The following is a 25,461-nucleotide window of genomic DNA, read 5'->3' as shown; positions in this document are numbered from 1 at the left end:
ATGAATATGCTCCCGATCGCAGCGGCGATGGCCGCGCTCGCCACGCCGGCATTCGCCCAGCACGGGCCGCAGGCGCCGTGGGGCCGGGACGTGCCGGCCAGCCACCGCGACCGCGTCTACGCCGCCGAGCAATTCTCCAACACCGTTTCGGTCACCGATCCGGTCGACGGCACCCTGTTGGGCGTGATCCGGCTGGGCGATCCGCAGCCAGCCAATTTCAGCCCGCTCTACAAGGGGCAGGTGCTGGTCCACGGGATGGGCTTTTCGCCCGACGGCCGGACGCTGGCGGTGGTGTCGATCGGGTCGAACTCGGTCACCTTCATCGACACCGCGACCAACGCGGTGAAGCACACGGCCTATATCGGAAGGTCGCCGCACGAGGCATTCTTCACGCCCGACGGGAAGGAAGTCTGGGTCACGGTGCGCGGCGAGGACTATATCGCGGTGCTGGACCCGGTCACCTATCAGGAAACCGCGCGGCTGAAGACGCCGGGGGGACCGGGGATGACGATCTTCACGCCCGACGGGAAATACGGTTATGTCTGTTCGTCGTTCAATCCCGAGCTGGTGGTGTTCGACGTTTCCCAACACGCGATCGTCGGGCGGGTGGCGCAGCCCAGCCCCTTTTGTCCCAACATCGCGGCAACCCCCGACGGGCAACAGGTGTGGTACACGCTGAAGGATGTCGGCAAGACCGTGGTGATCGATGCGAAGCCACCCTTCGCCACGATGAAGGTGATCGATACCGGCCCGATCACCAACCATGTCAATTTCGCGCGGACCGCGCAGGGGCTGTTCGCCTATGTCACCGTCGGCGGGACGGGCGAGGTGCAGGTGTTCCGCACCGACAGCTTCGCAAAGGTCGCGACGATCCAGGTCGGGCGGTTGCCGCACGGGGTGTGGCCGTCGGGGGACGGCAAGACGGTCTTTGTCGGGATGGAGAATGACGATGCGCTGGTCCGGATCGACACCGCCACCAACCAGGTCACGGGGAAGGTGGCGATCGGACAGGCGCCGCAGGCGATCGCCTATGTCGCCGGCGCAGTACCGGCGGGGACGGGTCGCGAGAACCTCCAGCCGCTGGGCGTCGCGGGACAGGCGACCACCCTGGCGCTGGGCGCCGGTGACAAGGGGACGACCAGCGTGACGCTGTTCGACCAGGGGCTGATCCAGATCCTGCAGGCGTCGGTCACCGGGCTGGCGCCCGGACAATCCTATCAGCTGGTTTTGACCGATCAGGCGGACGGAACGGGTACGGTCGAGCCGCTGGCCGACTTCAAGACCAATCCGGCGGGATCGGCGATCGTCAATGCGAGCGGGCCGATCCGGCAGGTGGTGCAGGGTCAGGGTGCCACAGCCAGGCGCTGGCTGGCGATCCGCGCGGGGACGTCGGCCGCGCCGGGGGCGATCGTGCAGAGGCAGATGCCGTGAGGACCGCATGCGCGACATGATCCTGCTGATCGAGCCGGTCATCCCGCGGCTTCGGCGCTATGCCCGGGTGCTTCTGCGCGATCGGGCGGCGGCGGACGACCTGGTGCAGGATTGCCTGGAGCGCGCGGTGGGGCGGTGGCACCAGCGGCGGGGGGAAGGCGATCCGCGAACCTGGATGTTCGCGATCCTCCACAATCTGGCGATGAACCAGCTGCGCCAGCGCGCGCGGCGTGGAACTGCGGTGGCGCTGGACGAGGCAAGCGATGCCGCCCTCGCACGACCGGCGGAGCAGGAGGCGGGGCTGCACCAGCGCGACATCCTGGCCAGTCTCGACCGGCTGCCCGACGAGCAGCGCGTGGTGATCCTGCTCGTGACGATCGAGGAGATGAGTTACGCCGACGCCGCCGAGACGCTGGGCGTTCCGGTCGGGACCGTCATGTCGCGCCTGTCGCGCGCCCGCGCACGGCTGCGCGAGGCACTGAGCGGGGAGGCGCCGCCGGTGATGCATTTGAGGAGCGTGAAATGACCAGTCGTCCGATCGGGGAGGACGACCTCCACGCCTATGTCGACGGCGTGCTGGACCGGCATCGCCGGGCCGAGGTGGAGGCGGTGCTGGACGCGCAGCCCGAGCTTCGCGCCCGGGTGGCACAGGATATCGAAGCGCGCGATGCGCTGCGCGCCGCGCTGGCCGGGATGGCGGACGAGCCGGTGCCGAGCGAGTTGAGCCTGGCGCATGCGATCGAGCGGCGCCGACGGCCCGACCGGCGGCGCTGGACGCTGCCGGTCCAGGTCGCGGCTGCGGCGATGCTGCTGGTAATCGGCGGCGCGGGGGGGTGGATGATGCATGCCAGCCAGCAGCAGCCGACCGTCGGGATCGCGGCGCTCGCCGAGGAAGCGAAGCAGAGCTATGCGGTCTATGCGCCCGATGCGGGCCGGCCGGTGGAGATCGCCGCGTCGGATGCGCCACAGTTCGTGCAATGGGCATCGCGCAGGCTGGACCGGCCGGTCGCGGTGCCAGACCTGTCGGCGGCGGGCTATCGCTTCCTGGGCGGCAGGGTGGTGCCGACCCCGCACGGCGCGGCGGTGATGTTCATGTACGACAATGCCGCCGGCCAGCGACTGACGCTGTTGTCCCGAAACATGGCGGTCGACAAGGAAGCGCCGATGGCGGTGGATCGCGAGGGAGCGGTGACGACCGTTAGCTGGGCGCGGCGCGGGCTGGGGTTCAGCATGGTCGGGACGATCGACGGCGCGGCGCTGCATCCGATCGCGGACGCGGCGCGCGCGCAGCTCGACAAGACGATCTAGCCGGGGCGCCCGCTACGACGCTTGAATTGTCGACCGTGGCTCACGGACGTGTACCCGCTGGCGTCGAGTTCTTTGACGTGGCCTCCGCCCACACCAACGTGGATCGCGGGGCTCGCTGGGCAGCCCGGTATCCGCGCTCCTGGGACAATCCGCAGAACTTCCAACGCCCAGCAGTTCTACATCTGATTGGCAACGCGACGCACATATGTGCGAAACGCGGTAGACCCCGCGTTCAGGTCCGCCTCACCAGCGACATACTCCAGGTCGTATTCCGAGAGATAAATCTTGAAATGAGCATCCCGAGCCTGCGACTGCCACAACTCGCGCTCCGACGGAGTAAGGTGGCCATCTATTCGGCAGATGGTCGCGGCGCACGTAGCCTTGAAGCCCGCTCCGAGATTTGGGTACAGCAGCCTGGTTAGAAGACTGTTTAAGCTGTCCTCGGAGACTCTTGCCCATTCAGGGTCACGTCGCTCGGTGGCCATATACCGATCGAGTTCCTCTAAACGGAAATATGGCCCTTGAGTATCGGCGGGCGCTTTCTCAGCGATGACCGTGGGCGTTGCGTCCGTTGGTGGGAGCGCTCCAAAATTACGTTCATCTTTCTGCAGGATGACCACGTGGCCGTTGCTCGGTATCGGATCGGACCCGAAAGCAAGAGCAAGCGATGCTAGGCAGACCGCAGCTGCGGTGGCGCAAAGTGCAACCCTCATAAATTCCTATCACTTTTATTTGGGGCTGCCGAGATGGCCTTCAGATTTTCTGCTATCAAAGCGTTCCCGACACTGTGCTATTGCAATCGCTTAAGGGCATTGCTGACAGCGGCCTTTGTGACCTGAGCTCCAGCATCAGCACTAGGGAACCGCTATCTCGGAGGTTTGAAGCCTCGTATAATCGCGAGCCGTGCCCTGACGTCGTCAAAGGTATTATAATTTCCCGATCCGGTCAGGAGTGTTCCCCGAGGAGTACCGTTTGCTCTATCCCGGGTCCATGTCGAGATGACGTCCCAATCGTTCTCCAGCGAGATTTGAAGCTGGCCAAGCGGGTGGTTATACGCCGTAGATGCGAAGGCTGCCGAGAACTGACCGCGAACGTCATACAAGCGCGCTGATTCGGAAAGCAGTCCGATCATAAACTGCAATGCCGGACGAGGATTGATGACGCCAGCTCCATGGCTGACTGCGGTCTGCATCGACCGGTCCAACGATTCAAAATGAGCGCGGAAGCTGGCGTAGGATATCACTTGGGTAGCCCTGCCGGTGGAAGGCGGAAATGCTCCATTCAACGGCGACGCCAAACTCGCGTAAGATCCCGTCGTGCCCATTTCATAACTGGTATCGAGCGCCCACTGCTGACCGCTCCGCAATAACGCGCTCCTTAGGCCGCTGTCGCGGAACGCTGCCGTTCTGTTTCCATTTCGGCCTTCAGCGCCGGCCACTCTGTCATAAGCTGTATATCCTAACACATAAAGGTCGTACGGACGCAGCCATAATATAACGTATCTGTTATCCGACCTTCTGACGAGATTTACCCTTATCAAGCCATGATTATTCGTGTCTTGGTTTTGGGTGATGAACATGCGGTCATTGAAATAATGCCCTGAAGCAATACGGATTTGGTTGAGGCCGTCCTCGTAACTGCGACGGGTATTATCTGTGATGCTGTCATCAAACGTGATCGTGACGTTTCTAACGGTATTGGGGGCTACATCAGCCTGTGCGGTCGGAGAGAGGCAGAGAGTAGAAACGCCGAAAGTGGCAGCGGCAGCCCTGAATGACAGGCGAGCGGCATTCGCCAAGATGACTGTATGGAGTTTCATGGATCTCTCTCGCGGTTTGCCGCATCGATTGTTTTTGATGCATGTTGGAAAATTCGAAATGAGGCTAAATAAAATCAGAATTGCCGGCAATATATTAAGTATTACGAGTGTAGCTCGGCTGAGCACTCATCGATAAACCCTAAGATGATATTTGCGGCGATGCACGTCGCCGATATGAAGATGTGCGCGCATCGATCGTGGCGGTGTGGATCCGGCGCCAGTTCTTGCATTTGCTGAACATGTCCCGACCCGGGGGGGGCTGGCGCTAGCGTACCGCGTCATGCGGGTCGGCCGCGGAAGCGGCTTTTTCAGCCGCGTCGGAAATGGTCTCACGCATCGCGGCCCACCGTGCAACCTCCTCGTCGCGGCCTGTAATCCTGGCCCCGTTCAGCCAGAAGTCGAACCAGTCGATCGAGCGGGTATAGACTGCGAGGCGGTGCGCTGGCTGCCATTTGACGTGATGCTCGTCGGGAAAGACGAACATGTCGATCGGCCGGTCGAGTTCGCGCAGCGCGGTATAGGTCTGGAGCGCACTCAGGACTTCATCGTCCGACACCTGGACCAGGATTGGAGCCCGGATCGAACGCGCATTGGGGGAGATTGCAATCCGGTCCCAGAAGGCCTTGGCTGCCGGACTATCGTCCGTGGCCTGCGGATACCCCATATGGTAGAAAAGTCTGGCCGCGCTGGGGCCGACGCGCATCGCCAGGTTGGTGTCCCAGCAGCAGCTGCTCATCGCATAGGCCGCGAAGAGCTTGCTATGGAGCAGCGCAAAGCCGGCGGTCGATGAACCGTCGCTCAGGCCGGTGATCCCAATGCGAGCCGGATCGGCAATGCCACGCGCGACCGCGACCTTGACGGCGGCCTCCAATCCTTCGAGCACGCTGCGGCGGTCGGCGAAGTCCTTGAGGTTGATCCGGTCGGCCTCGATAAAGTCCGTCGTCGACTTGAAACCGACCTGACGTGGTCGGTCGAAGCTCAGCACGGCAAATCCCCGGTTCGCAAACGCCTGGATCGGATAGTCGTCGCCGGTGCCGCCGCGCAAAAAGCCGCGCGAGACATATTGCACCACGACCAGCGGGTAGCGCTTTCCACGCTGATAGCCGACTGGGAGGACGAGATCGGCGAAGGATTCGATGCCGAAGCTGTTGCGCGAGCGGATACGCTCGACCTGGCCGAGCCTGAAATTGGCGAATTCCGGGTTCGGGTCGAACAACACTTCGCGATGCCCGCTGACCGGATCCAGGCGTTCGAGCCGGCGTGGTTGGAGTGGCCCCTCGCGCAGGCAAGTCAGCGTGCCGCCCGCGGGCACGCACCCCAGGAACAAGTCGTCCGTGCCGTAGAGCCGGCGCGCATCGCTCGAGCCGGGCTTCCATTCATAGATCGCGGTCGTGGCCTTCGCCCAGCCTTCGCGCCGCAAGAAGCGCACCGAGTTGCCAGCCCACCATGGATAGCTTGCGTCCGCGCAGGCTGGCGCGTCGCAGGCGATCGTGCGGCTGCCGGACGTTACCGTTAGCTGGCCTCGCGAGGGGTAGAGGGTGTCGGATGGGATCTTAAGCCACGCACGGTCGCCGGCATCCGATAGAACCTCGGTCCAGCTGCCCTCTCGCATCGACGGTTTATCGAGCAGGGCAGCCTCCTCCGGCGTCGCCTTGCGTATCGTTCGGCTTCCGAGGTCTAGGAAGCTAGCCACCCTCGCGATCGGTGCGGGCGCAAAGGGCCGATAGCTGGCCGAGGGCGCGAACCGATCGTCATAGTGAAAGCCCGAGAGCGCTTCCCGATCGATTTTGGCCTCTGCCTCGCGGAGGCCAGGCCTGGTGGCGTAGACGACCCCGCGCCCGTTCTCGGTGAAGCGGAAATCCTCGATGTCGTCCAGGCTCGACGTGATTGCTGCGCTCCCGCCGCCGTCCACTCGAGCTTGCCACAGCTGCACAGCGCCCTGATCGCGTCGGCGATACACGATCCACTTCCCGTCGGGTGACCAGCGGGGCGTGATCGGGTCCGTGAAACCGGTCTTGAACCCGGCCTTGCCCCGAAAGTCGTAGCGAACGCGCATGAACGCCCCGCCCCGGTCGACCACTCGAGGCACGGCGCCTGAGCGGAGGTCGACGACCAGCATCGCGAGGCAGAAGCCGTTGGTCGAGGGATCGCCGCGCCTGAGCTGAAAGGCGGCCTGGCTACCATCGGGCGACACCGAGAACAGACCCTCGTCCTGCTGGTTGGGATCGACCGGCCCGATGTCGCGTAGGCGCACTAAGTCCTCGGGTACCAGATTGCGAAGCGGCAGACTCGTTCCCGACGGCAGCAGGTCGGCGCAATCTGGCGCGGCGGACGCCGCTGCCGGCGCCAGGAGCGATGCGGCAACGAGTGCGATGCGCAGGCTTACCACTGCTTCGTTACCGAGACGCTGACGAACCGCCCCACTGGGGACTGGTTGGTCGAATCGAAGGGGATTGCGGAGGCCGCCGAATTCCTGATCGGGTCGGGTTCCTCGTCCAGCAGATTCTGAAGGTTGAGTCGCAACTCGAGATTCGCGAGCGGTCCCCGGTCAATGGCGGGGCGAAATGCTCCGCTCAGGTCGAGCGTGGTGAAGGCGCCGATCGTCTCCGTATCGGGGAACCGGTTGTCGAGCGTGCTGCCGACATAGTTGATCGTCGCCGAGAGCTGGAGGCTGCCGCGCTGCCAGTTTGCCGAGCCATGTGCCCGGAAGTGTGGCGGTGTAAAGATCAGTCCCGCCCGCCCTTCATAGGGCTGGTTGGCGACGGGCTGACGCTTCCCCTCAAGATAGCTCGCCGAGGCGGCCAGCTGCAATTGGCCGCCCCCCGGTAGTCCTGAGCTGTAATCGACTGCGAGGTCGACGCCGCGCGCCTGCTCGCGCGCTGTGTTGCGCAGGCTTGAGTCGACGATGGCGAACACCTGAGCCGCGTCATAGGCTTGCCCGCTCTGGTTTTGCAGCCCGAGTGGCGCGTCTGCGATGAGCGCCTGCTGCAGGCTGGCACTCGGACCATAGAGGACGAAGTCCGCAGCGACGGGATTGGTCAACGCCGTGCTGAAATCGCTGACCCCGCTTGCGATGCGGCCGCGATAGTCGATGTCGAAATAGCTCAGCTCGACCCGGAGCCCGGCGAGGAAGCGCGGCTCGAACTGGATCGAAAGGGTCGAACTCGTCGCCCGTTCTGCGCGCAGGTCGGGGTTGCCGCCTCCGAGGAGCAGGACGGTCGAGCCGGCGGGAAGCGGCGGAGCCGGCTGCGGCGAGAACTGGTCCTGGCTCAGCAAGATGGCTTCGCGCGGCTGATTGACCTGATTAAGCGTCGGGATCTTGAACGACCGGCCCCAGCTATATTTGAGGACGAGGTCGGGATGAGGCGCGTAAATCAGCCCGAGCTTCGGGGTGGCGACCTCGTCAATGCCCGAATATCGCTCGTAGCGGACCGCAGCGCTGAGGCGCAGGGCATCGATCAGGGGGACGGCATTGGCAGCTCCCACCAACGGCACCGACAATTCGCCATAGCCGAAAGCGCTTTCCCGACGCTCGCTGGCGTCGCGGGTTACGCGGGTGACGCCACCACTGGTCGAGCGAATATTGAAGTCGAGCCTGAACCGACGATAGCCGCCGCCGAGCGCGAGGCGGACATCGCCTCCGGGCAGGCGGACGAGCGGACCTTCGGCGCTCGCCTCGAAGTTGGTGAGGCGATTGTCATAGGCCGAGCGCCCGACCTGCACGACGCCACCGACGTAGCGTCGCGCTGTGCTGACGGTATTGCTCTCCCCGCTCGTCATCTCGAACGTTGCTTCCCAGCCGCCACCGGGCCGCAGATGCAGCGACGGGGTAACCGCATAGGAGCGCACAACCGGCAGACTGAGCTGCCCGAAAGTCGTGACGGGCGCCGTCGCCGAGAACGCGTTGCCCTTGCGCGATCGCCGGTCTGCGAACTGGGCGTCCACCTCGAACGACGCCCAGCTTGCCAGATCCTGGTGGCCGGTGAGCACGCCGCTCACCTGCCGACTTCCGGTCGCGATCATTTGTGTGGGGTGAAGCCTGCGCGAATAGGATCTGTCATCGGCATAGATCGGCGTGGCCCTGTTATAGTCGATCGCCACCATGAAGCCGCCGTCAGCCCAGCGCTGGCCACCGACGCCCCAATATTGCTGCTGTTCGTTGCCGCCTTGGGTGGAGGTGCCAACACGGGCACTGGTGGACAGCCCATCGAAGTCGCGCCGGAGGATGATGTTGGCGACCCCGCCGACGGCGTCAGAGCCGTAGAGTGCTGATGCCCCATCCGCGATCACCTCAATGCGGTCGAGTGCGGCGAGGGGAATGGTCGAGATGTCGACGCCCTGGTTGACTGCGTCGTAAGGAAGGCGGTGACCATTGATGAGCGTCAACGTCGCGTCCGAGCCCAGCCCGCGAAGGTTGAGCGTCGTGGAGTTGTTGAGATTATTATATCCGCCCTGGTCACCGCCCCCCGCGACTCCGGGGTTCTGCCCTCCGGTAAAATTCTGCGGAATGATCCGCGCAACGCTTGCCATATCCGGGAGCCCCTGCTCCTCGATGCCCCGCCTTGTCATCGCGATCAGGGGCGAGGGGCTGCCCGCACCACGGATGCGCGTGCCGGTCACGGTTATGGTGGTGGCGTCGTCCGCGGTCGCGGCGGGCCGGGCCCGTACGACCAGCGCTCCAGCTTCCAACTCGACGACCAGTCCGCTGCCGGCGATCGCCAGCCGCACTGCCTGTTCCACCGTGAAGTTGCCCCGCACCGCAGGCGAGCGCATGCCGTGCACGTCATCATCTGCGAAAAGGATTTCGCGGCCGCCCTGGCGGGCCAAGACACGAAGTGTGGTAGCCAAGTCCTGCGCGGGCACCGCGAACGCCATCGGCGCTTCCTGTGCCTGGGCCGGCAGGGTGACCATGCCGGCTGGGAAAGTGCTGGCGGCTAGCAGTGCGGCGCACAGCGCTTTTTTCGAGATCGTCATCCTACCCTCCCATCGCCGGTTGCTCCGGCCTCGAGAGGGTTGACGCGGCACATCGCGAACTACGGGGCGTCGTGCGAAAATAATTTTCACGCAAGCGGTGTGGCCCGACATCCGCGGATTTCCGGCCTCGCACTGGGATTGCTGCTCGACCCGAAGGCGCCACCCCGCTCGCGGCAGGCAGCGGCTGTCTTGACGACGGGATGCGTTACGGAACAAAAAAGGAACGAATCTTAGCGCTTCCGAGTATTCGATCCCATGAGGCCGCCCAGTGCCATTGCTGACCTGCGTTCCCGCGTTGCCGCCATCGAGGGGGGCGGACGAGCGCGTGAGGCTGTGCCATTCGGTGTTTCGGCGATCGACCGGTGGCTGCCGGGCGGCGGCTTGGTGGCGGGCGCGCTGCATGAGGTTATGGGCAGCTCCGAGCTTTGCGATGACGCGGCGGCAACGGTTTTCCTCGCCGGTATCCTCGCGCGGATCGACGGGCCGGTATTCTGGTGCCTCAGGTGGCGCGACCTGTTCGCGCCGGCACTGGACCTGGCGGGGCTGCACCCCGATCGGGTGATTCATGTCGAGGCAGGCAGCGACACCAATGTCCTGCTCGCAATGGAGGAATGCCTGCGCCACCCCGGCCTGGCCGGGGTCGTCGGCGAAGTCGCCAAGCTGTCGACCACCGCCTCGAAGCGGCTCCAGCTCGCGGCCGAGGCCTCGGGCAGCACCGCTTTCGTGTTTCGTCGTGCGGCGCGCATCGGTGATCAGACGGTAGGGACTGCTGCTGCCACCCGCTGGCGTGTGCTGGCCGCCCCCAGCAAGCCACTCGGCATCCCAAGCCTGGGCCGTCCGCGCTGGGAGGTGCAGCTCGAGCGTATTCGTGGCGGCGTCCCAAAATCCTGGATCGTGGAGGCCTGTGATGCGCAGGGTCGTCTCGCTCTTCCTGCCCAGCTGGTCGACCGACCGGCTGCGACGGAGGGGCGGCGCTTCGCGAGCTGAGGATGTCCCGGCTCCCGACCAGCCGCTCGTTACCGCTCGTCCGGATCATGGCCGCAAGATCCTGGCTGCGGTGAATGGACCGGCGCGCGCACTCGGACTTGTCCCCGGCATGACCCTCACCAAGGCGCGCAGCCTCGCGCCGAGGCTGACCGCGGTCGACGCCGATCCCGAGGCTGATCTCGCCGCGCTCAGGCGTCTCGCTCTTTGGTGTGGTCGCTATTCGCCGTTCGTCGCACCTGATCCGCCGAGCGGCGTCTGGATCGACGTGACCGGCTGTGCGCAGCTGTTCGGCAGCGAGCCGGCGCTGCTCAAGGACCTGCATCGTCGCATTGCCCGCGCGGGCTATGCCCTCCAGATCGCGGCTGCCGACGCGCCGGGCTGTGCGCATGCGGTCGCGCGGCACGTCCCCGCAGGCCGGCCGGTCACGATCCAATCCGGCGATCAGCGCAAGGCGATGGCGTTGCTGCCCATCGCAGCGCTCCGGCTCGAACCCGAGACCGTCGAAGGGCTGAGGAAACTGGGCTTCGAGCGGATCGAGCAGCTGATCGAGGCGCCGCGCGGGCCGCTTGCGCGCCGCTTCGGGCGCCTCCTCCACCAGCGTCTCGACCAGGCACTGGGCTATGCGCCCGAGGTGATCGAGCCGCTGCTACCGCCTCGTGCTCCGCATTGCCGGCGCGACCTGATCGAACCGATCGCGACACCAGAGGCTTTCGCCATGGTTATACGCGACTTGGTTGCCGACCTTGGTGCGCAGCTGGTGCAACTGGGTCATGGTGCACGCCGGCTGGATTGCTATTTCCACCGCGTCGACGGCCAGGCGCAAGCGATCCGCATCGGCACGGCGACGCCCAGCCGCGACACCGCGCACCTTGCCAAGCTTCTGATCGCCCGGATCGAGCAGGTCGAGCCGGGTCTTGGCGTGGAGGGGATGGCCCTCACCGCGCCGCTCACCGAACCTCTCGCCTCCAGCCAGAATGACCTAGCCCGGGCCGGCGAACGCAAACCAGATCTGGGCGGATTGATCGACGCGCTCGCCAACCGGTTCGGGCAGGCAAGCCTGCACCGCGCCGCACCGCGACCCGGTATGCCGGAGCGTTCAGTGGCAATGGTGCCGGCACTGACTCAGGCCACCCGCCGCCGCTGGGCCGACGATCTCCCGCGCCCTGGTCGCCTCCTTGACCCGCCACAGGAAATCCAGGTGACCGCGATGCTCCCCGATCATCCACCGGCGATGTTCGTGTGGCGCCGCAAACGCTTTCGCGTGATCCAGGCGGATGGACCCGAGCGCCTGCACGGCGAGTGGTGGCGGGAGGCCGGACACGAGGCGCGCATGCCCTATGCGGTACGCGACTATTTCCAGGTCGAGGTGGAGGGCGGGGGGCGATACTGGCTGTTTCGCCTGGGTGACGGCGAGCGCAGCGCGACCGGGCCGATGCGATGGTTCATCCACGGTGCTTTCGCCTAGGCCGGAAGCTCGCACTGGAGTCTCCACCTCGTTCCTGTTATGTTCCAATGCTCGCGATTCGGAGAACCGACAGTGACCATCATCCTTACCTCGTTGGCGGACGCGGCAACCCTGCGCGTTACCGGAGACATCGAATCGAGGCTGACGATACCTGCCGACCCTTCGTTCGAATTCGGCGGCGAGAGCTATCTGCACGCCTATTATATCGCGCTCTCGGACGGGTCGCTGATCAAGGCGGTGCGCGACCACGACCCGGACTGGGAGGTGATCATCGAGGGGGCCGCAACGATCGAACCCGGTCCCGACGGCAAGACGCTCATCGTCCATTGGGCGATTGAGTGGATTACGCTCGCAACCAACTGCAACGCCAGCGCGGTTGCGCAGAAGTCGACTCGCAACCTGCCATTGTTTCATCCCGAGCTAGGGAACTTCAACGCGATCGGCTGAAGTTGATTGCTTTCGCACCGGCAAACGCGAACCTCTGACCCCAACCGGCCAGGACCGATGGCTGAGCATTCTCCAACCTATGCCGAGCTGCAGGTCACCACGCATTTCAGCTTCCTGCGAGGCGCCTCGTCGCCCGAGGAACTGCTTGCAGCCGCCGCGGTGCTCGGATTGCCTGCGCTTGGAATTGTCGACCGCAACTCGGTGGCGGGCATCGTCCGGGCCTGGGACGCGCAAAAGGCAACGGGTGTCCGCGCGATCGTCGGCTGCCGACTCGATCTTTCCGACGGTACCGCGTTGCTCGTCTATCCCACCGACCGCGCTGCCTATGGCCGGCTCTGCCGGCTCCTTTCCGCCGGCAAGGCGCGCGCGGGCAAGGGCGCGTGCCATATCGACTGGAGCGACGTCGAGGAATGGAATGACGGGCTGATCGGCGTGCTGGTGCCGGACCGGGCCGATGCTGTTGCTGAAGCCGCGCTTGCCCGAACCGGGCGAATATTCGCCGACCGCTCCTATCTCGCTTTGTCGCTGCGCCGGCGCCCGCGCGACGCCGTCCGCTTGCGCGACCTGGCGGAGATGGCGGCCAAAGCGCGGGTCGCGACCGTCGCGACCGGAGACGTGCTCTACCATTCCCCCAATCGCAGGCTGTTGCAGGACGTCGTCACCTGCATCCGTGAGAAATGCACGATCGACGAACTCGGGGAGCGCCGCGAGTGCGTTGCCGATCGCCACCTGAAGCCGGCAGCCGAGATGGAACGATTGTTCCGGCGCAATCTCGCGGACACCCGCCCGGTCGGGCGTAGCCTCGAGATCGCAGAGCGCTGCAACTTCGATCTTGAGCAGCTCCGTTACCAATATCCCGACGAGATCGGCATGGCCGGCCGCACGCCGCAGCAGGAGCTCGAGCGGCTGACCTGGGAGAAGGCGCCGCAGCGCTACCCCGACGGAGTGACGTCGAAGGTTCGCGGCCAGCTCGAGCACGAACTCCGCCTCATCTCAAAGCTGGATTATGCGCCCTATTTCCTGACCGTTCATTCCATCGTGAATTTCGCCCGCTCAAGGGACATTCTCTGCCAGGGCCGCGGCTCGGCGGCCAACTCAGCCGTATGTTATGTCCTCGGCGTCACCTCGATCGACCCGGTTCGCTCCGAACTGCTGTTCGAACGCTTCGTCTCGGCGGAGCGCCGCGAGCCGCCCGATATCGATGTCGATTTCGAGCACGAGCGCCGCGAGGAAGTGATCCAGTGGATCTACGAGACCTATGGTCGCACGCGAAGCGCGCTCACCGCCGTGGTCACCCGTTACCGGGCGCGCGGCGCGGTGCGCGAGGTCGGCAAGGCGCTGGGCTTGAGCGAAGACCTGACGGCGGGCCTGTCCAGCCAGGTCTGGGGCTGGAGCCGCGACGGTGTGGAGGAGAAGCACGCCGAGGAACTGAACCTGGATATGGCCGACCGCCGGCTCGCGCTGACCCTCGACCTTGCCCGCCAGCTGATCAACACGCCTCGCCATTTGTCGCAGCATCCCGGTGGTTTCGTGCTGACCCGCGATCGGCTTGACGAGCTGGTCCCGATCGAGCCGGCCGCGATGGATGATCGTCAGGTCATCGAATGGGACAAGGACGATATCGACGCACTGGGTTTCATGAAGGTCGATGTCCTCGCACTCGGCATGCTCAGCTGCATGCGCCGCGCGTTCGAGTTTCTCGAGGCCGACAAGGGGCTCATGCTGGATCTCGCGACGATTCCGGCCGAGGACCCCGCCACCTATGCGATGATCCGCAAGGCCGACACCCTCGGCGTCTTTCAGATCGAAAGCCGCGCCCAGATGGCGATGCTTCCCAGGATCAAGCCGCGAACCTTCTACGACCTGGTGATCGAAGTCGCGATCGTTCGACCAGGGCCGATTCAGGGTGATATGGTCCACCCCTATTTGCGCCGGCGCGAGGGAAAGGAGCCGGTCACCTATCCCAAGGAAGAACTGCGCCGTGTGCTCGAGAAGACGCTCGGCGTGCCCCTCTTCCAGGAGCAGGCGATGCGCGTCGCGATCGAATGCGCAGGGTTCACCGCGTCCGAGGCCGACCTGCTGCGCCGCGCCATGGCGACCTTCAAGCTCACCGGCGGAGTCAGCCATTTCCGCGACAAGCTCATCGGCGGCATGGTCGCGCGAGGCTATGACCATGACTTTGCCGAGAAGACCTTCAAGCAGATCGAGGGCTTTGGCAGCTACGGCTTTCCCGAGAGCCACGCCGCGAGCTTCGCGCTCATCGCCTATGCGTCGAGCTGGATGAAGTGCCATCACCCCGATGCCTTTTGCGCCGCGTTGCTCAATGCCCAGCCGATGGGCTTCTATGCCCCAGCCCAGATCGTTCGCGACGCGCGCGAGCATGGCGTCGAGGTCCGCTCGATCGACGTCAACCATAGTCGCTGGGATTGCACCCTCGAGGATGCGGCCGGCCGATACAAGGCCGTGCGCCTGGGCTTGCGAATGGTCCGCGACCTTTCAAACACAGATGCCGCAGCGATCGTCGGCGCCCGCGGCGACCGGCCGTATCGCAGCGTCGAGGAAATCCAGCGCCGCGCCGAGGTCGGAGCGGGTGCGCTCAACCGCATTGGCGAGGCGGATGGGTTCGGCTCGCTCGAACAGACCCGCCGCACCGGACTATGGCAGGTGAAGGGCCTCGCCGACGCCGCGTTGCCGCTGTTCGCTGCGGCCGACCGGAGGGACCAAGCGTGGCGTGACGAGGCGGTCGAGCCGGAGGTGACGCTGATGCCGATGGGCGAGGGGCAGGAAGTGGTCGAGGACTATCGTGCCACCTCGCTGTCGCTGCGCGCGCATCCTATCGCCTTTCTTCGCGACGAGCTTGCTGGCCGCAAGATCCAGCCCTGCTCGGCAACGCGAACGATGAGGGACGGGCGCTGGATCAACCTGGCCGGCCTCGTGCTGGTCCGTCAGAAGCCCGGCTCGGCAAAGGGCGTCATGTTCATCACGATCGAGGACGAGACCGATATCGCCAATCTCGTAGTGTGGACCAGCATCTTCGAGAAGTACCGTCGTGTCGTTCTCGGCGCATCGATGCTGGGCCTGCGTGGCAAGGTGCAGCGGGAAGGGGAGGTCATTCACGTCATCGTCGACCGCCTAGACGATCTGTCGCCGATGCTTGCAAGCGTCGGCACGCGGCAGGATATTGCCGACGTCTATCGCATGTCCCGCGCCGATGTCGTCAAGCACGGTCAGGGCCCGGACCCGCGGGATCCTGCCGAGCGAGCTCTGGGCAAGGGGGCGCGCGATATTTACATCCCCGATCTCCGGCTGGGCTCGGGCATCATTCCCGGGCAGCAGACCGAGGGAATCAAGATAAAACCGCGGGATTTCCGATAAGTCGGAGACTATTCGCGGCCTCGTGTCACCCGGGCTGCTTTGCCGGACGCGCGGCACGTCTTCGCTTCGGCTTGTCGCCGAGCTCAACCCAGACCGGCGCGTGATCGCTGGTCTTCTCCCAGCCTCGCACGTGGCGGTCGACCTGCGCATCCACCAGACGGTCGGCAAGCGTCGGGCTGAGCAGCAGATGGTCGATCCGCAGCCCCGCATCGCGGCCATAGGCATTCCGGAAATAGTCCCAGAAGGTGTAGATGGTCTCATCGGGATGCATCGCGCGGAGCGCATCGGTCCATCCCTGGTCGGTCAGGCGGGAGAATGCGGCACGTACCTCAGGGGCGAACAGCGCATCGTCCAGCCAGCGTTCGGGCTTATAGACGTCGCGTTCGGTCGGCATGACGTTGAAATCGCCGGCAAGCATCACCGGGACGCCGGACTCCAGCAATTCCGCGGCATGCTCGACGAGCTTGTCGAACCAGCGCAGCTTGTATTCGAATTTGGGCCCGGGGCGGGGGTTCCCGTTCGGCAGATACAGTCCACCGATCAGCACCCCATTGACTGCGGCCTCGATGTAGCGGCTCTGGCTCGCGTCCGGGTCCCCTGGCAGGCCCCGGCGCGTTTCGTGGATCTCGCCCACCCGGCTGAGTATGGCGACGCCGTTCCAGCTCTTTTGTCCGTGCCAGATCACGTCATAGCCGAGATCCCGGATCGCCCGTTCCGGAAATTTCTCCTGCGGAGCCTTCAATTCCTGCAGGCAGACCACGTCCGGCTGCGCCTCAGCCAGCCAGCGCAGCAAGACCGGCAGCCGGCCATTGACGCCGTTCACGTTGTAGGTCGCGATCTTCACAGGTCGGGCAGGACCTGATCGGCGCGTCCCCAGCCGGACAGCGCCCTGGAGGCAGCTCGCTTCACCAGCTCGGCAGCATCGCTGATATGGAAATGCGATGGCTTGTCGATCGTCTCCATTTCCTTCCATGTGATCGGCGCTGCCACCGGCGCCTCGGGCCGCGCACGAACGGCATAAGGCATGACCGCCGTCGCGCCGCGCTGGTTGCGCAGATAGTCCACCAAGATCCGGCCCTTGCGCTGGGCCTTGGGCAGGGCGGCGGTGAAGTTGTCGGGATCGCTCTGCGCGACCGCCTGAGCAAGCCGGTGGGCGAAATCCTTTACCTCGGGCCATTCCGCCCTGGGCACGAGCGGGGCAATCACATGGATGCCTTTCCCGCCGGTCGCCATTGGGAAGGTTTCGAGCCCGATCGACTTCAGAATGTCCCGGAAATGGAAGGCCGCCTTACGGACCGCTTCGAAGTCCAGGCCCTCGTCCGGGTCGAGATCGAATACGAGCCGGTCCGCCTTCTCGACATCCTCGATGCGCGCACCCCAGCCATGAAACTCGATCGTTCCCATCTGCACGCAGGTCAGCAGGCCGTCCGCACTGTCGACGAACAGATAGGGCTCCTCATGTCCGTCCTTCTCGAGGATCCCGACATGCTTTACTGCGTCGCCAAAGCTGCCAGCGTCATGTTTCTGGAAGAAGCATTTCTTGGCACGACCCTGCGGACAGCGCACCAGGCTGATCGGCCGGCTTCCGCACCAGGGCAACATAATCGACGCGACGGCGGCGTAATAGTCGGCAAGCTCCCCCTTGGTGATGCTCGATTCCGGGTAGATCACGCGGTCGCGGTTGCTGATCGTGACGCTGGTCGCATCCGGTTCCGTCGCGGATGCAATCGGCGCCTCGACTTCGAGCACCACTGCTTCCGGTTTCTTGTCCTCGCGAAGCCCAAGGTAACTCGGGTGCCGCAGCGTCCCCTCGTTCGTCATCTCGGTATAGGCGATCTCGGCGACGAGCCCGGGTTTCAGCCAGTGCGCGCCGCGCACCTCGGCGCGGGGCGCCTTCACCGTCGCCTCCTTCTGCTCGAGCGGCGCCATGATTTCCATCAGTCGCAGCAGTTCGCCGGTGTTGAAGCCCGTCCCGACCTTGCCGGCGTAGCGCAGCACGCCACCCTCATGGATACCAAGAATCAGTGATCGGAACGTCCGTGACTTGTCCGACGGCGTCCAGCCGACGATCACGAATTCCTGGCGCTTGATGCACTTGGTCTTGACCCAGGTGCCGCTGCGCGAGCCGACATATTTCGCTGTCGCAAGCTTGGAGATGACGCCTTCGAGATCGGCGCTGCAGAAGCTCGCCAGCAGCTTCTCGCCATTGCCGCGGATATGTTCGGAATAGCGTAGATGCGGGTCGCCCTCGGGCAAGATCGCACGCAGCCTCTCCTTCCGCTCAAGGAGGGGCAATCTCGTCAGATCCTCCCCGTTCAGCTCAAGCAGGTCGAAGGCGAAATAGTCGATCGTACCAGGCGCTCCCTTCAGCGCGCCCTGCAATGCCTGGAAGCTCGAACGGCCATCGGCATCGAGCACAACTGCCTCGCCATCGATCAGTGCCGACCGCACGTTGAGCCTGCCAGCCTGCTCGAGGATCGCGGGGTACCGATCCGACCAGTCCAGTCCGGACCGCGTATAGGCGCGGGCAGCGCCACCACCGATCGCGACCAGCGTACGGTACCCGTCATATTTCATCTCGTGTAGCCAGCGGTCGCCGGCTGGAACCGCGTCGACCAGTTGCGCAAGCTGTACCGGACGGAAGGGCGGTACTGCCGCCTCGTCCAGTTTGGCCGAAGCCGCGCGGCGCGAGGGAGAGGCTGACGATCTCATCTGCGCTAGACTCGACTCAGCGACGGTTCGTTCCATCGCCAGTTAACCTTCCGGAAACTCTCGCAAATCGACCGCGTTGAGCGTCCCCATCAGGAGAAGGCATATGGCAGACGACAAGAATTTGCGCGGGCCGCAGGACAGCGCACGGGTGGCAATGGGCGAGGATTACGAAGTTGCCTATTGGACGAAAAAGTTCGGAGTGAGCCGCGAGCGGCTGCAGGAAGCCGTGGATGCCGTCGGCAACAGCGTCGACGCGATCAGCACCTATCTCTCGCGTTGAGGTCGCAGCGACCGAGCGATCGGCACGCCGTCGATCCTACCAGGGCAGTTCCTCGATGAAGAGGATCAGTTCCTGAAAGGCCGACGCCTCGAAATCCAGACCGGCCGCGGTTTGGACCAGGGGCTGGCGCGCCGCCGCTTCGACTACCGCTTGCGCATCGGACTGTCGAAGCGGATCATGCGCCTCCGCCCATTTCTTCACGGCAGCGACGCGAGCATGGAGCGCCGCCCCTGCAAGCGCGTCGTCGGCAAATCCGGCGTCACGAGCATAGGCGTGCAGCGCCGTCGCCTGGGCTCCAAGGTCGCGCTTGTGATCCCGGGGCAGAGTCGCCAGCACCTCGAGTGCTGCGGCAATCTGCGTGCTCTTAAACTGAACTGCGTTCAACCGCTCAGAGAGGCTAGAGGTGGTGGGGGCGGCGAGGCCGGACGATGGTTGCGACAACATGGCTCGGATCCTTGCTTACAAGGCCAGCACGCGCTGGCGATCAGCGAGCCCCTTCGGACCCACCTCCTCGACAATGAAACTGTGTTTGGGCAGAGGGCTCAGGAGCGCTTCCTCGGGCTGGGTGCCGTCAAGCCACGCCATGTTCTGGCGCCGCAGCAGCACGGCACCCTGGCGATCCTGGTAGAAGAAAATGTCGGGGTTGGCCTCGATGGTGATGATCGCATAGCTGACATCGCGGTCGCCAGAGGAGGGGCGCCAGATCCCCGCGAGATAGAAGAAATTTCCGTCATCGAGCAGGACCCGGAACTTGCGGTCGCCGTTGGTGACCTGGAATTCGCTCGCTGGCACGAGGCAGCGCTGGTGGGGGAAGGTCCTTCCTTCCGAACGAATGAACTTGAACGGTTTGCCGTCAGGCTCCCAAGGCTCGAGACCCCAGCTGGCGTCGATCGCCTGGGGCTTGCCCGTGCGCGGATTGCGCCGGATGATGATCTTGCGGCTGCCAAAGGATGCATCCGACTCGAAGGCACTCGCTTGCATGGCGAGAACATAAGTCGAACATGCTTGGTGTGCAAATCAGGGATAGAGCATGTGTAATGATTACCGCCTCGAGGTCGATATCGCCTCGATCATGGAGGATTTTGAAGAGCTTGAGATCGCGGTCGAAGCGCCCGAGGGGATGCCGAACGTTGCGGCGCGCGAAGACATCAAGATCACTGATATCGCGCCCATCGTCACGCGGATCGAAGGCGCCAGTCCAGTCGCCGCATTGCTGAACCGGCGCTGGAGCTGGCCGGGATCCACGGGCAAGCCGGTCTACAATTACCGAGCCGAGGGTCGTGAATTCGGGTCCAACCGCTGCCTGATCCTCGCTGACGGATTCTACGAGTTCACCAAGCCGGAGGAGCTCAAGCAGAAGCGGCAGAACAAGTGGCTCTTCACAATGGAGGATCACGACTGGTTCGCGATCGCCGGTATCTGGCGCAAGCACCCGGCGGCGGGCGAGGCCTTCACGATGTTGACGCTAGACGCCGGCCCTGACGTAGCTCCTTATCACCATCGCCAGATCATCCCGTTGGCACGAAACCAATGGGCCGCCTGGTTGGACCCTGCGATCCCCGCAGCTGAAGTTTTAACCGTCCTGCCCCCAGGCAGCTTGGCGGTACGTCAGGTTCACGGCGCGCCGCCCACACCTGCGTCGCCAGTCCTGCTCTGATGAATGAGAACTTATCGGCCGAGGACTGGGTGCTAGTTTGAATGCTGCACTCTGCTGGTAAATTGCACCACCGCGTCATCTGCCATTCTGAATGGCGAAGCACGACCACGAAATAGTCTAGACAGCACCTCTGCACGCATCTCCCCGTATGCATCTGGACAAACTGCCTCGGATCAAGTATAGAACTAATGTCGGATACGATAGATGGAAGAGGTTCCGAGGGGACTCGAAACGGATTGGCTAAAAAATAGAGGAGCCATTCTGTGGTATAAATGGATGCATCGTTTTTTATTTGAACAAGATAATCAAATCGATGCTTTCATTTATTCAGTTCTCTTCTGGGCACCATTTTCCAAGCCACACATCACAATTGATTTGCCCTGAATGGGCCGATTGGAAGGCGCGCGAAAATGCGACCGGCCGGTCCAGGTGGCGGATCCCGATCATCGACTCATCTATCGGTGTGTCTGCCTCGGGCTTCACGCAGGTCGATGCCGAGCCGTTTCACTCGATAGTAGAAGGTTTTTCGCGGCAGCCCGAGCGCCGCGATCGCGACGTTGATCTCGCCTTCCGCGGTGGTAATCGCGTCGAGGATCGCTTCGCGCTCGAACGCATCGAGGCGCTGGGGAAGCGAGACGCTTTGCGAGGGGGATGGGGATGGTGCGCCCATCGGCACGTCCAGCCCCAGGACCAAGCGCTCGGCGCTCATCTCGAGTTCGCGGACATTGCCAGGCCAGTCGCGGCGGGCGGCGGCATGGGCGGCCTCGGGCAGGGCGACCACGTCGCGGCGGTGGCGCTCGGCGGCAAGCAGCGCGAGGCGGGTGAACAGCAGCGGAATATCCTCGCGCCGTTCGGCGAGCGGCGGCATCCGCAGCGCGACGCCGGCAAGGCGGTGGTAGAGCGCCGGGGGCAGCGCCGCGCGGCCGCCCTCGCCGATGGTGGCGATCATCCGCACATCGACCGGGTCGGGGTCGCGTTGGTCCAGCGCCACTACGCGTTGCTCGGCGAACTGCGCGAGCCGGTGGTGAAGCTCGGGCGGCGCCAAGTGGAGGTTGTCGAGGAGCAGGGTGCCGCGATCAGCGCGCGCGATTAGCCCGCCGCGTGCGAACAGATCGCGCTCGATCATCGCTGCAGGCAGCGCCGCGCAGTCGAGTAACTGGAACCGGTGACGCCCCCGTCGTCCTGCGCGATGGATCAGCCGCGCATAATGTTCCTTGCCGGTCCCGGTCTCCCCCTCGACGATCAGGTCGAGCGCCGTCTCGGCCAAAGTGGGGATCATCTCGCGCAGCCGCCGGATTGCGGGAGCTTCCCCGAGCAGTGCGCCTTCGTCCTCCGCCGCCCCGGCGCGAAGCCGGCGATTCTCCAGCGCGAGCATGCGTGCGATTCCGGCCCGCTGGAGCGCGGCGCTCAGGGCGTCGCTCGGAAAGGGCTTGGTGAGGAAGTCCCAGGCGCCCGCCCTGATGGCATCGACCGCCATCGGCACGTCGCCATGACCGGTCATCAGGATGACAGGCAGCTCAGGGTCAATCTTGCGCAGGCGGGCGAACAGCTCGACCCCCGACATGCCCGGCATGCGCACGTCGCTGACGACGACGCCGGGAAAGTCGCGATCGATCCCCTGCAGCGCGGAAGGCCCATCGACGAACGGGTGCACCTTATGGCCGGCCAAGGTCAGCATCTGCGAAAGCGCGGCGCGCAGATCCGCATCGTCGTCGACCAGGGCAACGGCGATGCTCATGCTCGTCGCAACTCCAGCTCGAAACAGGCGCCGGTTTCGCTCGGCAACCAGCGCAGGGCGCCGCCCAGGTCGTTCATGATGTCGCTGGCGATCACCAGCCCGAGCCCCAGGCCCGCACTGCGACTGGTCGCGAAGGGGGTGAACAGCCGCGCCGCGATCTCGGGCGAAACACCGGGCCCATTGTCGCGGATCCGGACGCGGACCCGGTCTTCCTCCGCATCGACCTCGATCGCGATCCCCGGATCGGTATGGCCGGCCAGCGCCTCGACTGCATTCTGCAGCAAATTGACGAAAACCTGTTCGAGCCGGACCTGCCCCGCCATGACCGTGAGCCCTGCGTCGATCTTCGCCCGGTCGAGGCGAATCGGGCGAAGCTGGTCCTTGAGGATCAGCAACGCGCCGTCGATCGCGTCGGTCAATGCCAGCGCGCGGATCTCACCCGACTGGCGGCGCGAAAAGCCGCGCAACTGCGCGGTGACTGCGCCGATACGGTCGCTCAGGCGGCGGATCGCGTCGAGATTGTCGCGCACCATGTCCGTAGCCCCGGCCTCGAGCAGTTGCACGCTGGTCTCCGCATAGGTGCGGATCGCCGCGACCGGTTGGGCGGTCTCGTGCGCGACGCTGGCGGTTACCTGGCCCAGCGTGGCCAGGCGGTTCGCCTGGCGCAGGCCCTCGCGCAGTTCGGCTGCGCGCGCCTCGAGCGCGGCACGTTCCTCAATCTCCCGGCGAAGTTCGGCCGTCCGTTCGGCGACCGCCGCTTCCAGCTCGGAGGTCCGCCGCCGGGTGAGGGTCGCACGCTGGCGCAGGCTCCAGAAGACAAGTGCCAGCGCCAGCACCGCCATCAGCGTGCCAAGCGCCGCGACCCGCTGCGCCGTGCGCACCGCAGTGCCGACCGGGCGGCGGAACGACAATTGCCAGCCGGACTGGCCGGTCGGGACAGTTGCCTTGACCAGATCGCTACCGGGCGGGGGGAGCAGTGTCGGCGCGCCCGAAGCGATGCCCGCATCGCGGCGCAGCGCCGCCAGCGTCTCGTCCGGTACCGGCCGGGTGATGGCAAAGCGCCATATGGGATTGCTCGCGACCAGCACTAGGCCGCTGGCGTTGCTGACGACCGTATCCCCGCCGGCGCGGCGCCATGCCGCCTCGATCGCGTCGAATTCCAGCTTGACCACCACGACCCCGCCGGCCCGGGTCCGCCGCGCCAGATAGAGGCCAGAATGGCGGCTGACCGTGCCCAGCGCGAACTGGCTCGCTTCGCCCCTGGCCGACGCTTCGGCGAAGTAGCGGCGGAACCGATAGTCGGAACCGACAAAGCTTTGAGGCGACCGCCAGTTGCTTGCGGCGACCGCGCGGCCATTGGGTCCAACCAGATAGATCACCGCTGCGCCGGTGGTGCGGGCCAGTGCCTCGAGCTTCATGTCCAGTGTGCGGCTCGGCGCGCCCGCCAACGTCGCGGCGATGTCCTGATCGTCTGCCAGTGCCAGTGGCAGCAACCGGAACCGGGCGATCTCGCTGTCGAGCAGCGCGGCGCGAAGCTGCGCGCTGGTTGCCGCTCCCGCCGCCAGCGTCTCGCGCGTCCGCTTGCCGCTGACCCAGCCAGCGGCGATCGCGGCGCAAGCCCCGATCAGGACGGCAAGCGCCCAGAACCGCCAGCTGGTCAGCGAGTCGCGCGTCATCTCGCCAGTCTATCGGCCAGCCCGATGCGAGGTGCAAGAAGTTGCACATTGGCAGACAGTCTCGTGCCGATTTCGGCACATCCGGTCGGTCGAGTATTCCGCAACATATTCAAAGATCACCGCTTTATACGTGAGAGAATGGATTTTGCGCGCACCGACAGCACCGCCAGAGTCATCCGATCCAACGGCCGTCGGCACTCGATCGCGGCGACAGGAGAGGACTTCGACCCATGCGCATCGCCGCCGATTCCCCTTCCTCCCTCGAGGATGCAGCACCGCCGCCCAGGCCGCGACGCTGGTACGCCCATCTCTATGTTCAGGTGCTGCTTGCGATCATCGCCGGCGTTCTGGTCGGCCATTACGCGCCGGGGACTGGGGAAGCGCTGAAGCCGGTGGGCGACGGGTTCATCAAGCTGGTCAAGATGATCATCGCCCCGGTGATCTTCCTGACGATCGTCACTGGCATCGCCGGCATGCGCGATCTGGCCGCGGTGGGCCGGGTCGCCGCCAAGGCGTTCGGCTATTTCCTGTTCTTCTCCACCCTGGCGCTGGTCGTCGGCATGGTCGTCGCCAATGTCGTCCAGCCGGGCGCGGGGCTCAACATCAATCCAGCCACGCTCGATGCCGGCAAGGTGGCCGACTATGCCGCGAAGGCGCATGAGAGCACGCTGACCGGCTTCCTGCTCGGTGTCATTCCCGACACGTTTCTGTCCGCCATCACCGGCGGCAACATCCTTCAGACGCTGTTCGTGGCGATCCTGTTCGGGATCGGTCTCGCGCTGATCGGCGATCGCGGCGAGCGGCTGGTGTCTGCGCTCGAGGACGTGTCGCTGGCGATGTTCAAGGTCGTTGCGATCCTGATGAAGGCAGCCCCGGTCGGTGCGTTCGGCGCGATGGCGTTCACCGTCGGCAAATATGGCGTCGGGACGCTCGCCAACCTCGCCATGCTGGTTGGCACCTTCTACGCCACCTCGGCACTGTTCGTCGTGGTGGTGCTCGGCGCCGTGTCGGCGATGGCCGGCTTCTCGATCTTCCGCCTGATCGCCTATCTCAAGGCCGAGCTGCTGCTGGTGCTCGGCACCTCGTCGTCGGAAAGCGCGCTGCCGTCGCTGATCGAGAAGATGGAGCGTGCCGGCTGTCCCAAGACGATCGTCGGGCTGGTCGTGCCCACCGGCTATTCCTTCAACCTCGACGGCACCAACATCTACATGACGCTGGCGGCCCTCTTCATTGCCCAGGCGACGGGGGTGGACCTGACGCTGGGCCAGCAATTGCTGCTGCTCGGCGTGGCGATGCTGTCGTCCAAGGGGGCGGCGGGCGTCACCGGAGCGGGGTTCATCACCCTCGCCGCGACGCTGTCGATCGTGCCGAGCGTGCCGGTGGCGGGCATGGCGCTGATCCTGGGCGTCGACCGGTTCATGAGCGAGTGCCGCAGCCTGACCAATTTCATCGGCAATGCCGTCGCGACCGTGGTGGTCTCGCGCTGGGAAGGACGGCTCGACCGTGCCGCTCTGGAAGAGGCGCTCAGCGGACGGGCGAAGCGGGTCGACCAGCTCCCCGCCGCCGCGGTTCCGGCCGAATAAGGGGCAGGT

General features: G+C 64.9%; 21 protein-coding genes. 11 read left to right on the top strand and 10 right to left on the bottom strand.

Annotated elements, in window-relative coordinates:
• From ACZ1H8_RS07860 to ACZ1H8_RS07850, 3 genes are read left to right on the top strand one after another with little or no spacing between them, the layout of a single operon-like run.
• On the top strand, positions 1 to 1,431 hold the full coding sequence (locus tag ACZ1H8_RS07860; protein WP_465180769.1) for a YncE family protein: 1,431 nt from the start codon (positions 1 to 3) through the stop codon (positions 1,429 to 1,431).
• A gap of 7 nt (positions 1,432 to 1,438) precedes the next feature.
• Positions 1,439 to 1,957, top strand: coding sequence for an RNA polymerase sigma factor (locus ACZ1H8_RS07855; protein WP_465180768.1), 519 nt, complete (start codon positions 1,439 to 1,441; stop codon positions 1,955 to 1,957).
• Positions 1,954 to 2,739, top strand: a complete 786-nt coding sequence (locus ACZ1H8_RS07850; protein WP_465180767.1) for an anti-sigma factor family protein — start codon at positions 1,954 to 1,956, stop codon at positions 2,737 to 2,739. The genes ACZ1H8_RS07855 and ACZ1H8_RS07850 overlap by 4 nt, the downstream gene beginning before the upstream one ends.
• 176 nt (positions 2,740 to 2,915) lie before the next feature.
• Here the strand turns inward: ACZ1H8_RS07850 and ACZ1H8_RS07845 are convergent, their stop codons facing one another.
• The 4 genes from ACZ1H8_RS07845 to ACZ1H8_RS07830 all read right to left on the bottom strand — a co-directional run bounded on the left by ACZ1H8_RS07845 (position 2,916) and on the right by ACZ1H8_RS07830 (position 9,532).
• Complete coding sequence (locus ACZ1H8_RS07845) at positions 2,916 to 3,359, bottom strand: hypothetical protein (RefSeq protein WP_465180766.1); 444 nt, start codon at positions 3,357 to 3,359, stop codon at positions 2,916 to 2,918.
• Positions 3,360 to 3,604: 245 nt separating this feature from the next.
• Positions 3,605 to 4,558 carry a ribosome-inactivating family protein gene (locus ACZ1H8_RS07840; RefSeq protein ID WP_465180765.1) on the bottom strand — a complete coding sequence of 318 codons (954 nt, stop codon included), beginning with the start codon at positions 4,556 to 4,558 and terminating at the stop codon, positions 3,605 to 3,607.
• A gap of 265 nt (positions 4,559 to 4,823) precedes the next feature.
• Positions 4,824 to 6,947, bottom strand: a complete 2,124-nt coding sequence (locus ACZ1H8_RS07835) for an Atxe2 family lasso peptide isopeptidase (protein WP_465180764.1) — start codon at positions 6,945 to 6,947, stop codon at positions 4,824 to 4,826.
• Positions 6,941 to 9,532 (bottom strand): TonB-dependent receptor domain-containing protein, encoded by a 2,592-nt coding sequence (locus tag ACZ1H8_RS07830; protein WP_465180763.1) that lies wholly within the window; start codon positions 9,530 to 9,532, stop codon positions 6,941 to 6,943. Before ACZ1H8_RS07830 ends, ACZ1H8_RS07835 begins: the two co-directional genes overlap by 7 nt.
• 255 nt (positions 9,533 to 9,787) lie before the next feature.
• On the opposite strand from ACZ1H8_RS07830, the gene ACZ1H8_RS07825 reads away from it, so the two are divergent.
• From ACZ1H8_RS07825 to ACZ1H8_RS07810, 4 genes are all read left to right on the top strand, one after another.
• Positions 9,788 to 10,519, top strand: coding sequence for an ImuA family protein (locus ACZ1H8_RS07825; RefSeq protein WP_465180762.1), 732 nt, complete (start codon positions 9,788 to 9,790; stop codon positions 10,517 to 10,519).
• On the top strand, positions 10,440 to 11,984 hold the full coding sequence (locus tag ACZ1H8_RS07820; protein WP_465180761.1) for a Y-family DNA polymerase: 1,545 nt from the start codon (positions 10,440 to 10,442) through the stop codon (positions 11,982 to 11,984). The genes ACZ1H8_RS07825 and ACZ1H8_RS07820 overlap by 80 nt, the downstream gene beginning before the upstream one ends.
• Before the next feature lie 72 nt (positions 11,985 to 12,056).
• Complete coding sequence (locus tag ACZ1H8_RS07815; RefSeq protein ID WP_110152038.1) at positions 12,057 to 12,431, top strand: hypothetical protein; 375 nt, start codon at positions 12,057 to 12,059, stop codon at positions 12,429 to 12,431.
• A 57-nt stretch (positions 12,432 to 12,488) separates the two neighbouring features.
• Complete coding sequence (locus tag ACZ1H8_RS07810) at positions 12,489 to 15,806, top strand: error-prone DNA polymerase (protein WP_465180760.1); 3,318 nt, start codon at positions 12,489 to 12,491, stop codon at positions 15,804 to 15,806.
• Positions 15,807 to 15,831: 25 nt separating this feature from the next.
• On the opposite strand, the gene xth is transcribed toward ACZ1H8_RS07810, so the two are convergent.
• Both xth and ligD read right to left on the bottom strand, forming a co-directional pair.
• Entirely contained in the window at positions 15,832 to 16,650 is an 819-nt protein-coding gene (gene xth, locus ACZ1H8_RS07805; protein ID WP_465180759.1) for an exodeoxyribonuclease III, read from the bottom strand.
• Complete coding sequence (gene ligD, locus ACZ1H8_RS07800) at positions 16,647 to 18,518, bottom strand: DNA ligase D (RefSeq protein ID WP_465180758.1); 1,872 nt, start codon at positions 18,516 to 18,518, stop codon at positions 16,647 to 16,649. The genes xth and ligD overlap by 4 nt, the downstream gene beginning before the upstream one ends.
• 103 nt (positions 18,519 to 18,621) lie before the next feature.
• Between ligD and ACZ1H8_RS07795 the strand changes: the two genes are divergently transcribed.
• Positions 18,622 to 18,798, top strand: coding sequence for a DUF3606 domain-containing protein (locus ACZ1H8_RS07795; RefSeq protein WP_110152042.1), 177 nt, complete (start codon positions 18,622 to 18,624; stop codon positions 18,796 to 18,798).
• Positions 18,799 to 18,834: 36 nt separating this feature from the next.
• On the opposite strand, the gene ACZ1H8_RS07790 is transcribed toward ACZ1H8_RS07795, so the two are convergent.
• Together ACZ1H8_RS07790 and ACZ1H8_RS07785 are read right to left on the bottom strand one after the other, a co-directional pair.
• Complete coding sequence (locus ACZ1H8_RS07790; RefSeq protein WP_346245019.1) at positions 18,835 to 19,242, bottom strand: hypothetical protein; 408 nt, start codon at positions 19,240 to 19,242, stop codon at positions 18,835 to 18,837.
• 15 nt (positions 19,243 to 19,257) lie between these two features.
• Entirely contained in the window at positions 19,258 to 19,779 is a 522-nt protein-coding gene (locus ACZ1H8_RS07785) for an SOS response-associated peptidase family protein (protein WP_110152044.1), read from the bottom strand.
• 49 nt (positions 19,780 to 19,828) lie between these two features.
• Between ACZ1H8_RS07785 and ACZ1H8_RS07780 the strand changes: the two genes are divergently transcribed.
• Together ACZ1H8_RS07780 and ACZ1H8_RS07775 are read left to right on the top strand one after the other, a co-directional pair.
• Positions 19,829 to 20,455, top strand: coding sequence for an SOS response-associated peptidase family protein (locus ACZ1H8_RS07780; RefSeq protein ID WP_110152045.1), 627 nt, complete (start codon positions 19,829 to 19,831; stop codon positions 20,453 to 20,455).
• Between the two features lie 204 nt (positions 20,456 to 20,659).
• Entirely contained in the window at positions 20,660 to 20,839 is a 180-nt protein-coding gene (locus ACZ1H8_RS07775) for a hypothetical protein (protein ID WP_465180757.1), read from the top strand.
• 67 nt (positions 20,840 to 20,906) lie between these two features.
• Here the strand turns inward: ACZ1H8_RS07775 and ACZ1H8_RS07770 are convergent, their stop codons facing one another.
• Together ACZ1H8_RS07770 and ACZ1H8_RS07765 are read right to left on the bottom strand one after the other, a co-directional pair.
• Positions 20,907 to 22,193 (bottom strand): sigma-54-dependent transcriptional regulator, encoded by a 1,287-nt coding sequence (locus tag ACZ1H8_RS07770; RefSeq protein WP_465180756.1) that lies wholly within the window; start codon positions 22,191 to 22,193, stop codon positions 20,907 to 20,909.
• On the bottom strand, positions 22,190 to 23,869 hold the full coding sequence (locus tag ACZ1H8_RS07765; protein ID WP_465180755.1) for a sensor histidine kinase: 1,680 nt from the start codon (positions 23,867 to 23,869) through the stop codon (positions 22,190 to 22,192). Before ACZ1H8_RS07765 ends, ACZ1H8_RS07770 begins: the two co-directional genes overlap by 4 nt.
• Before the next feature lie 230 nt (positions 23,870 to 24,099).
• On the opposite strand from ACZ1H8_RS07765, the gene ACZ1H8_RS07760 reads away from it, so the two are divergent.
• Entirely contained in the window at positions 24,100 to 25,452 is a 1,353-nt protein-coding gene (locus ACZ1H8_RS07760) for a dicarboxylate/amino acid:cation symporter (RefSeq protein WP_465180754.1), read from the top strand.
• Positions 25,453 to 25,461 lie beyond the last annotated feature (9 nt).

Source organism: Sphingomonas sp. BL-S-25, assembly GCF_055521555.1.
This window is presented reverse-complemented; position numbering and strand designations above follow the sequence as displayed.

Bases quoted from the DNA above. Each gene is read 5' to 3' on its own strand.
- ACZ1H8_RS07860 (WP_465180769.1), top strand. From the start codon at position 1: ATGAATATGCTCCCGATCGCAGCGGCGATGGCCGCGCTCGCCACGCCG.
- ACZ1H8_RS07855 (WP_465180768.1), top strand. From the start codon at position 1,439: ATGCGCGACATGATCCTGCTGATCGAGCCGGTCATCCCGCGGCTTCGG.
- ACZ1H8_RS07850 (WP_465180767.1), top strand. From the start codon at position 1,954: ATGACCAGTCGTCCGATCGGGGAGGACGACCTCCACGCCTATGTCGAC.
- ACZ1H8_RS07840 (WP_465180765.1), bottom strand. From the start codon at position 4,558: ATGAAACTCCATACAGTCATCTTGGCGAATGCCGCTCGCCTGTCATTC.
- ACZ1H8_RS07830 (WP_465180763.1), bottom strand. From the start codon at position 9,532: ATGACGATCTCGAAAAAAGCGCTGTGCGCCGCACTGCTAGCCGCCAGC.
- ACZ1H8_RS07825 (WP_465180762.1), top strand. From the start codon at position 9,788: ATGAGGCCGCCCAGTGCCATTGCTGACCTGCGTTCCCGCGTTGCCGCC.
- ACZ1H8_RS07820 (WP_465180761.1), top strand. From the start codon at position 10,440: ATGCGCAGGGTCGTCTCGCTCTTCCTGCCCAGCTGGTCGACCGACCGG.
- ACZ1H8_RS07810 (WP_465180760.1), top strand. From the start codon at position 12,489: ATGGCTGAGCATTCTCCAACCTATGCCGAGCTGCAGGTCACCACGCAT.
- ligD (WP_465180758.1), bottom strand. From the start codon at position 18,518: ATGAGATCGTCAGCCTCTCCCTCGCGCCGCGCGGCTTCGGCCAAACTG.
- ACZ1H8_RS07795 (WP_110152042.1), top strand. From the start codon at position 18,622: ATGGCAGACGACAAGAATTTGCGCGGGCCGCAGGACAGCGCACGGGTG.
- ACZ1H8_RS07790 (WP_346245019.1), bottom strand. From the start codon at position 19,242: ATGTTGTCGCAACCATCGTCCGGCCTCGCCGCCCCCACCACCTCTAGC.
- ACZ1H8_RS07785 (WP_110152044.1), bottom strand. From the start codon at position 19,779: ATGCAAGCGAGTGCCTTCGAGTCGGATGCATCCTTTGGCAGCCGCAAG.
- ACZ1H8_RS07780 (WP_110152045.1), top strand. From the start codon at position 19,829: ATGTGTAATGATTACCGCCTCGAGGTCGATATCGCCTCGATCATGGAG.
- ACZ1H8_RS07775 (WP_465180757.1), top strand. From the start codon at position 20,660: ATGGAAGAGGTTCCGAGGGGACTCGAAACGGATTGGCTAAAAAATAGA.
- ACZ1H8_RS07770 (WP_465180756.1), bottom strand. From the start codon at position 22,193: ATGAGCATCGCCGTTGCCCTGGTCGACGACGATGCGGATCTGCGCGCC.
- ACZ1H8_RS07765 (WP_465180755.1), bottom strand. From the start codon at position 23,869: ATGACGCGCGACTCGCTGACCAGCTGGCGGTTCTGGGCGCTTGCCGTC.
- ACZ1H8_RS07760 (WP_465180754.1), top strand. From the start codon at position 24,100: ATGCGCATCGCCGCCGATTCCCCTTCCTCCCTCGAGGATGCAGCACCG.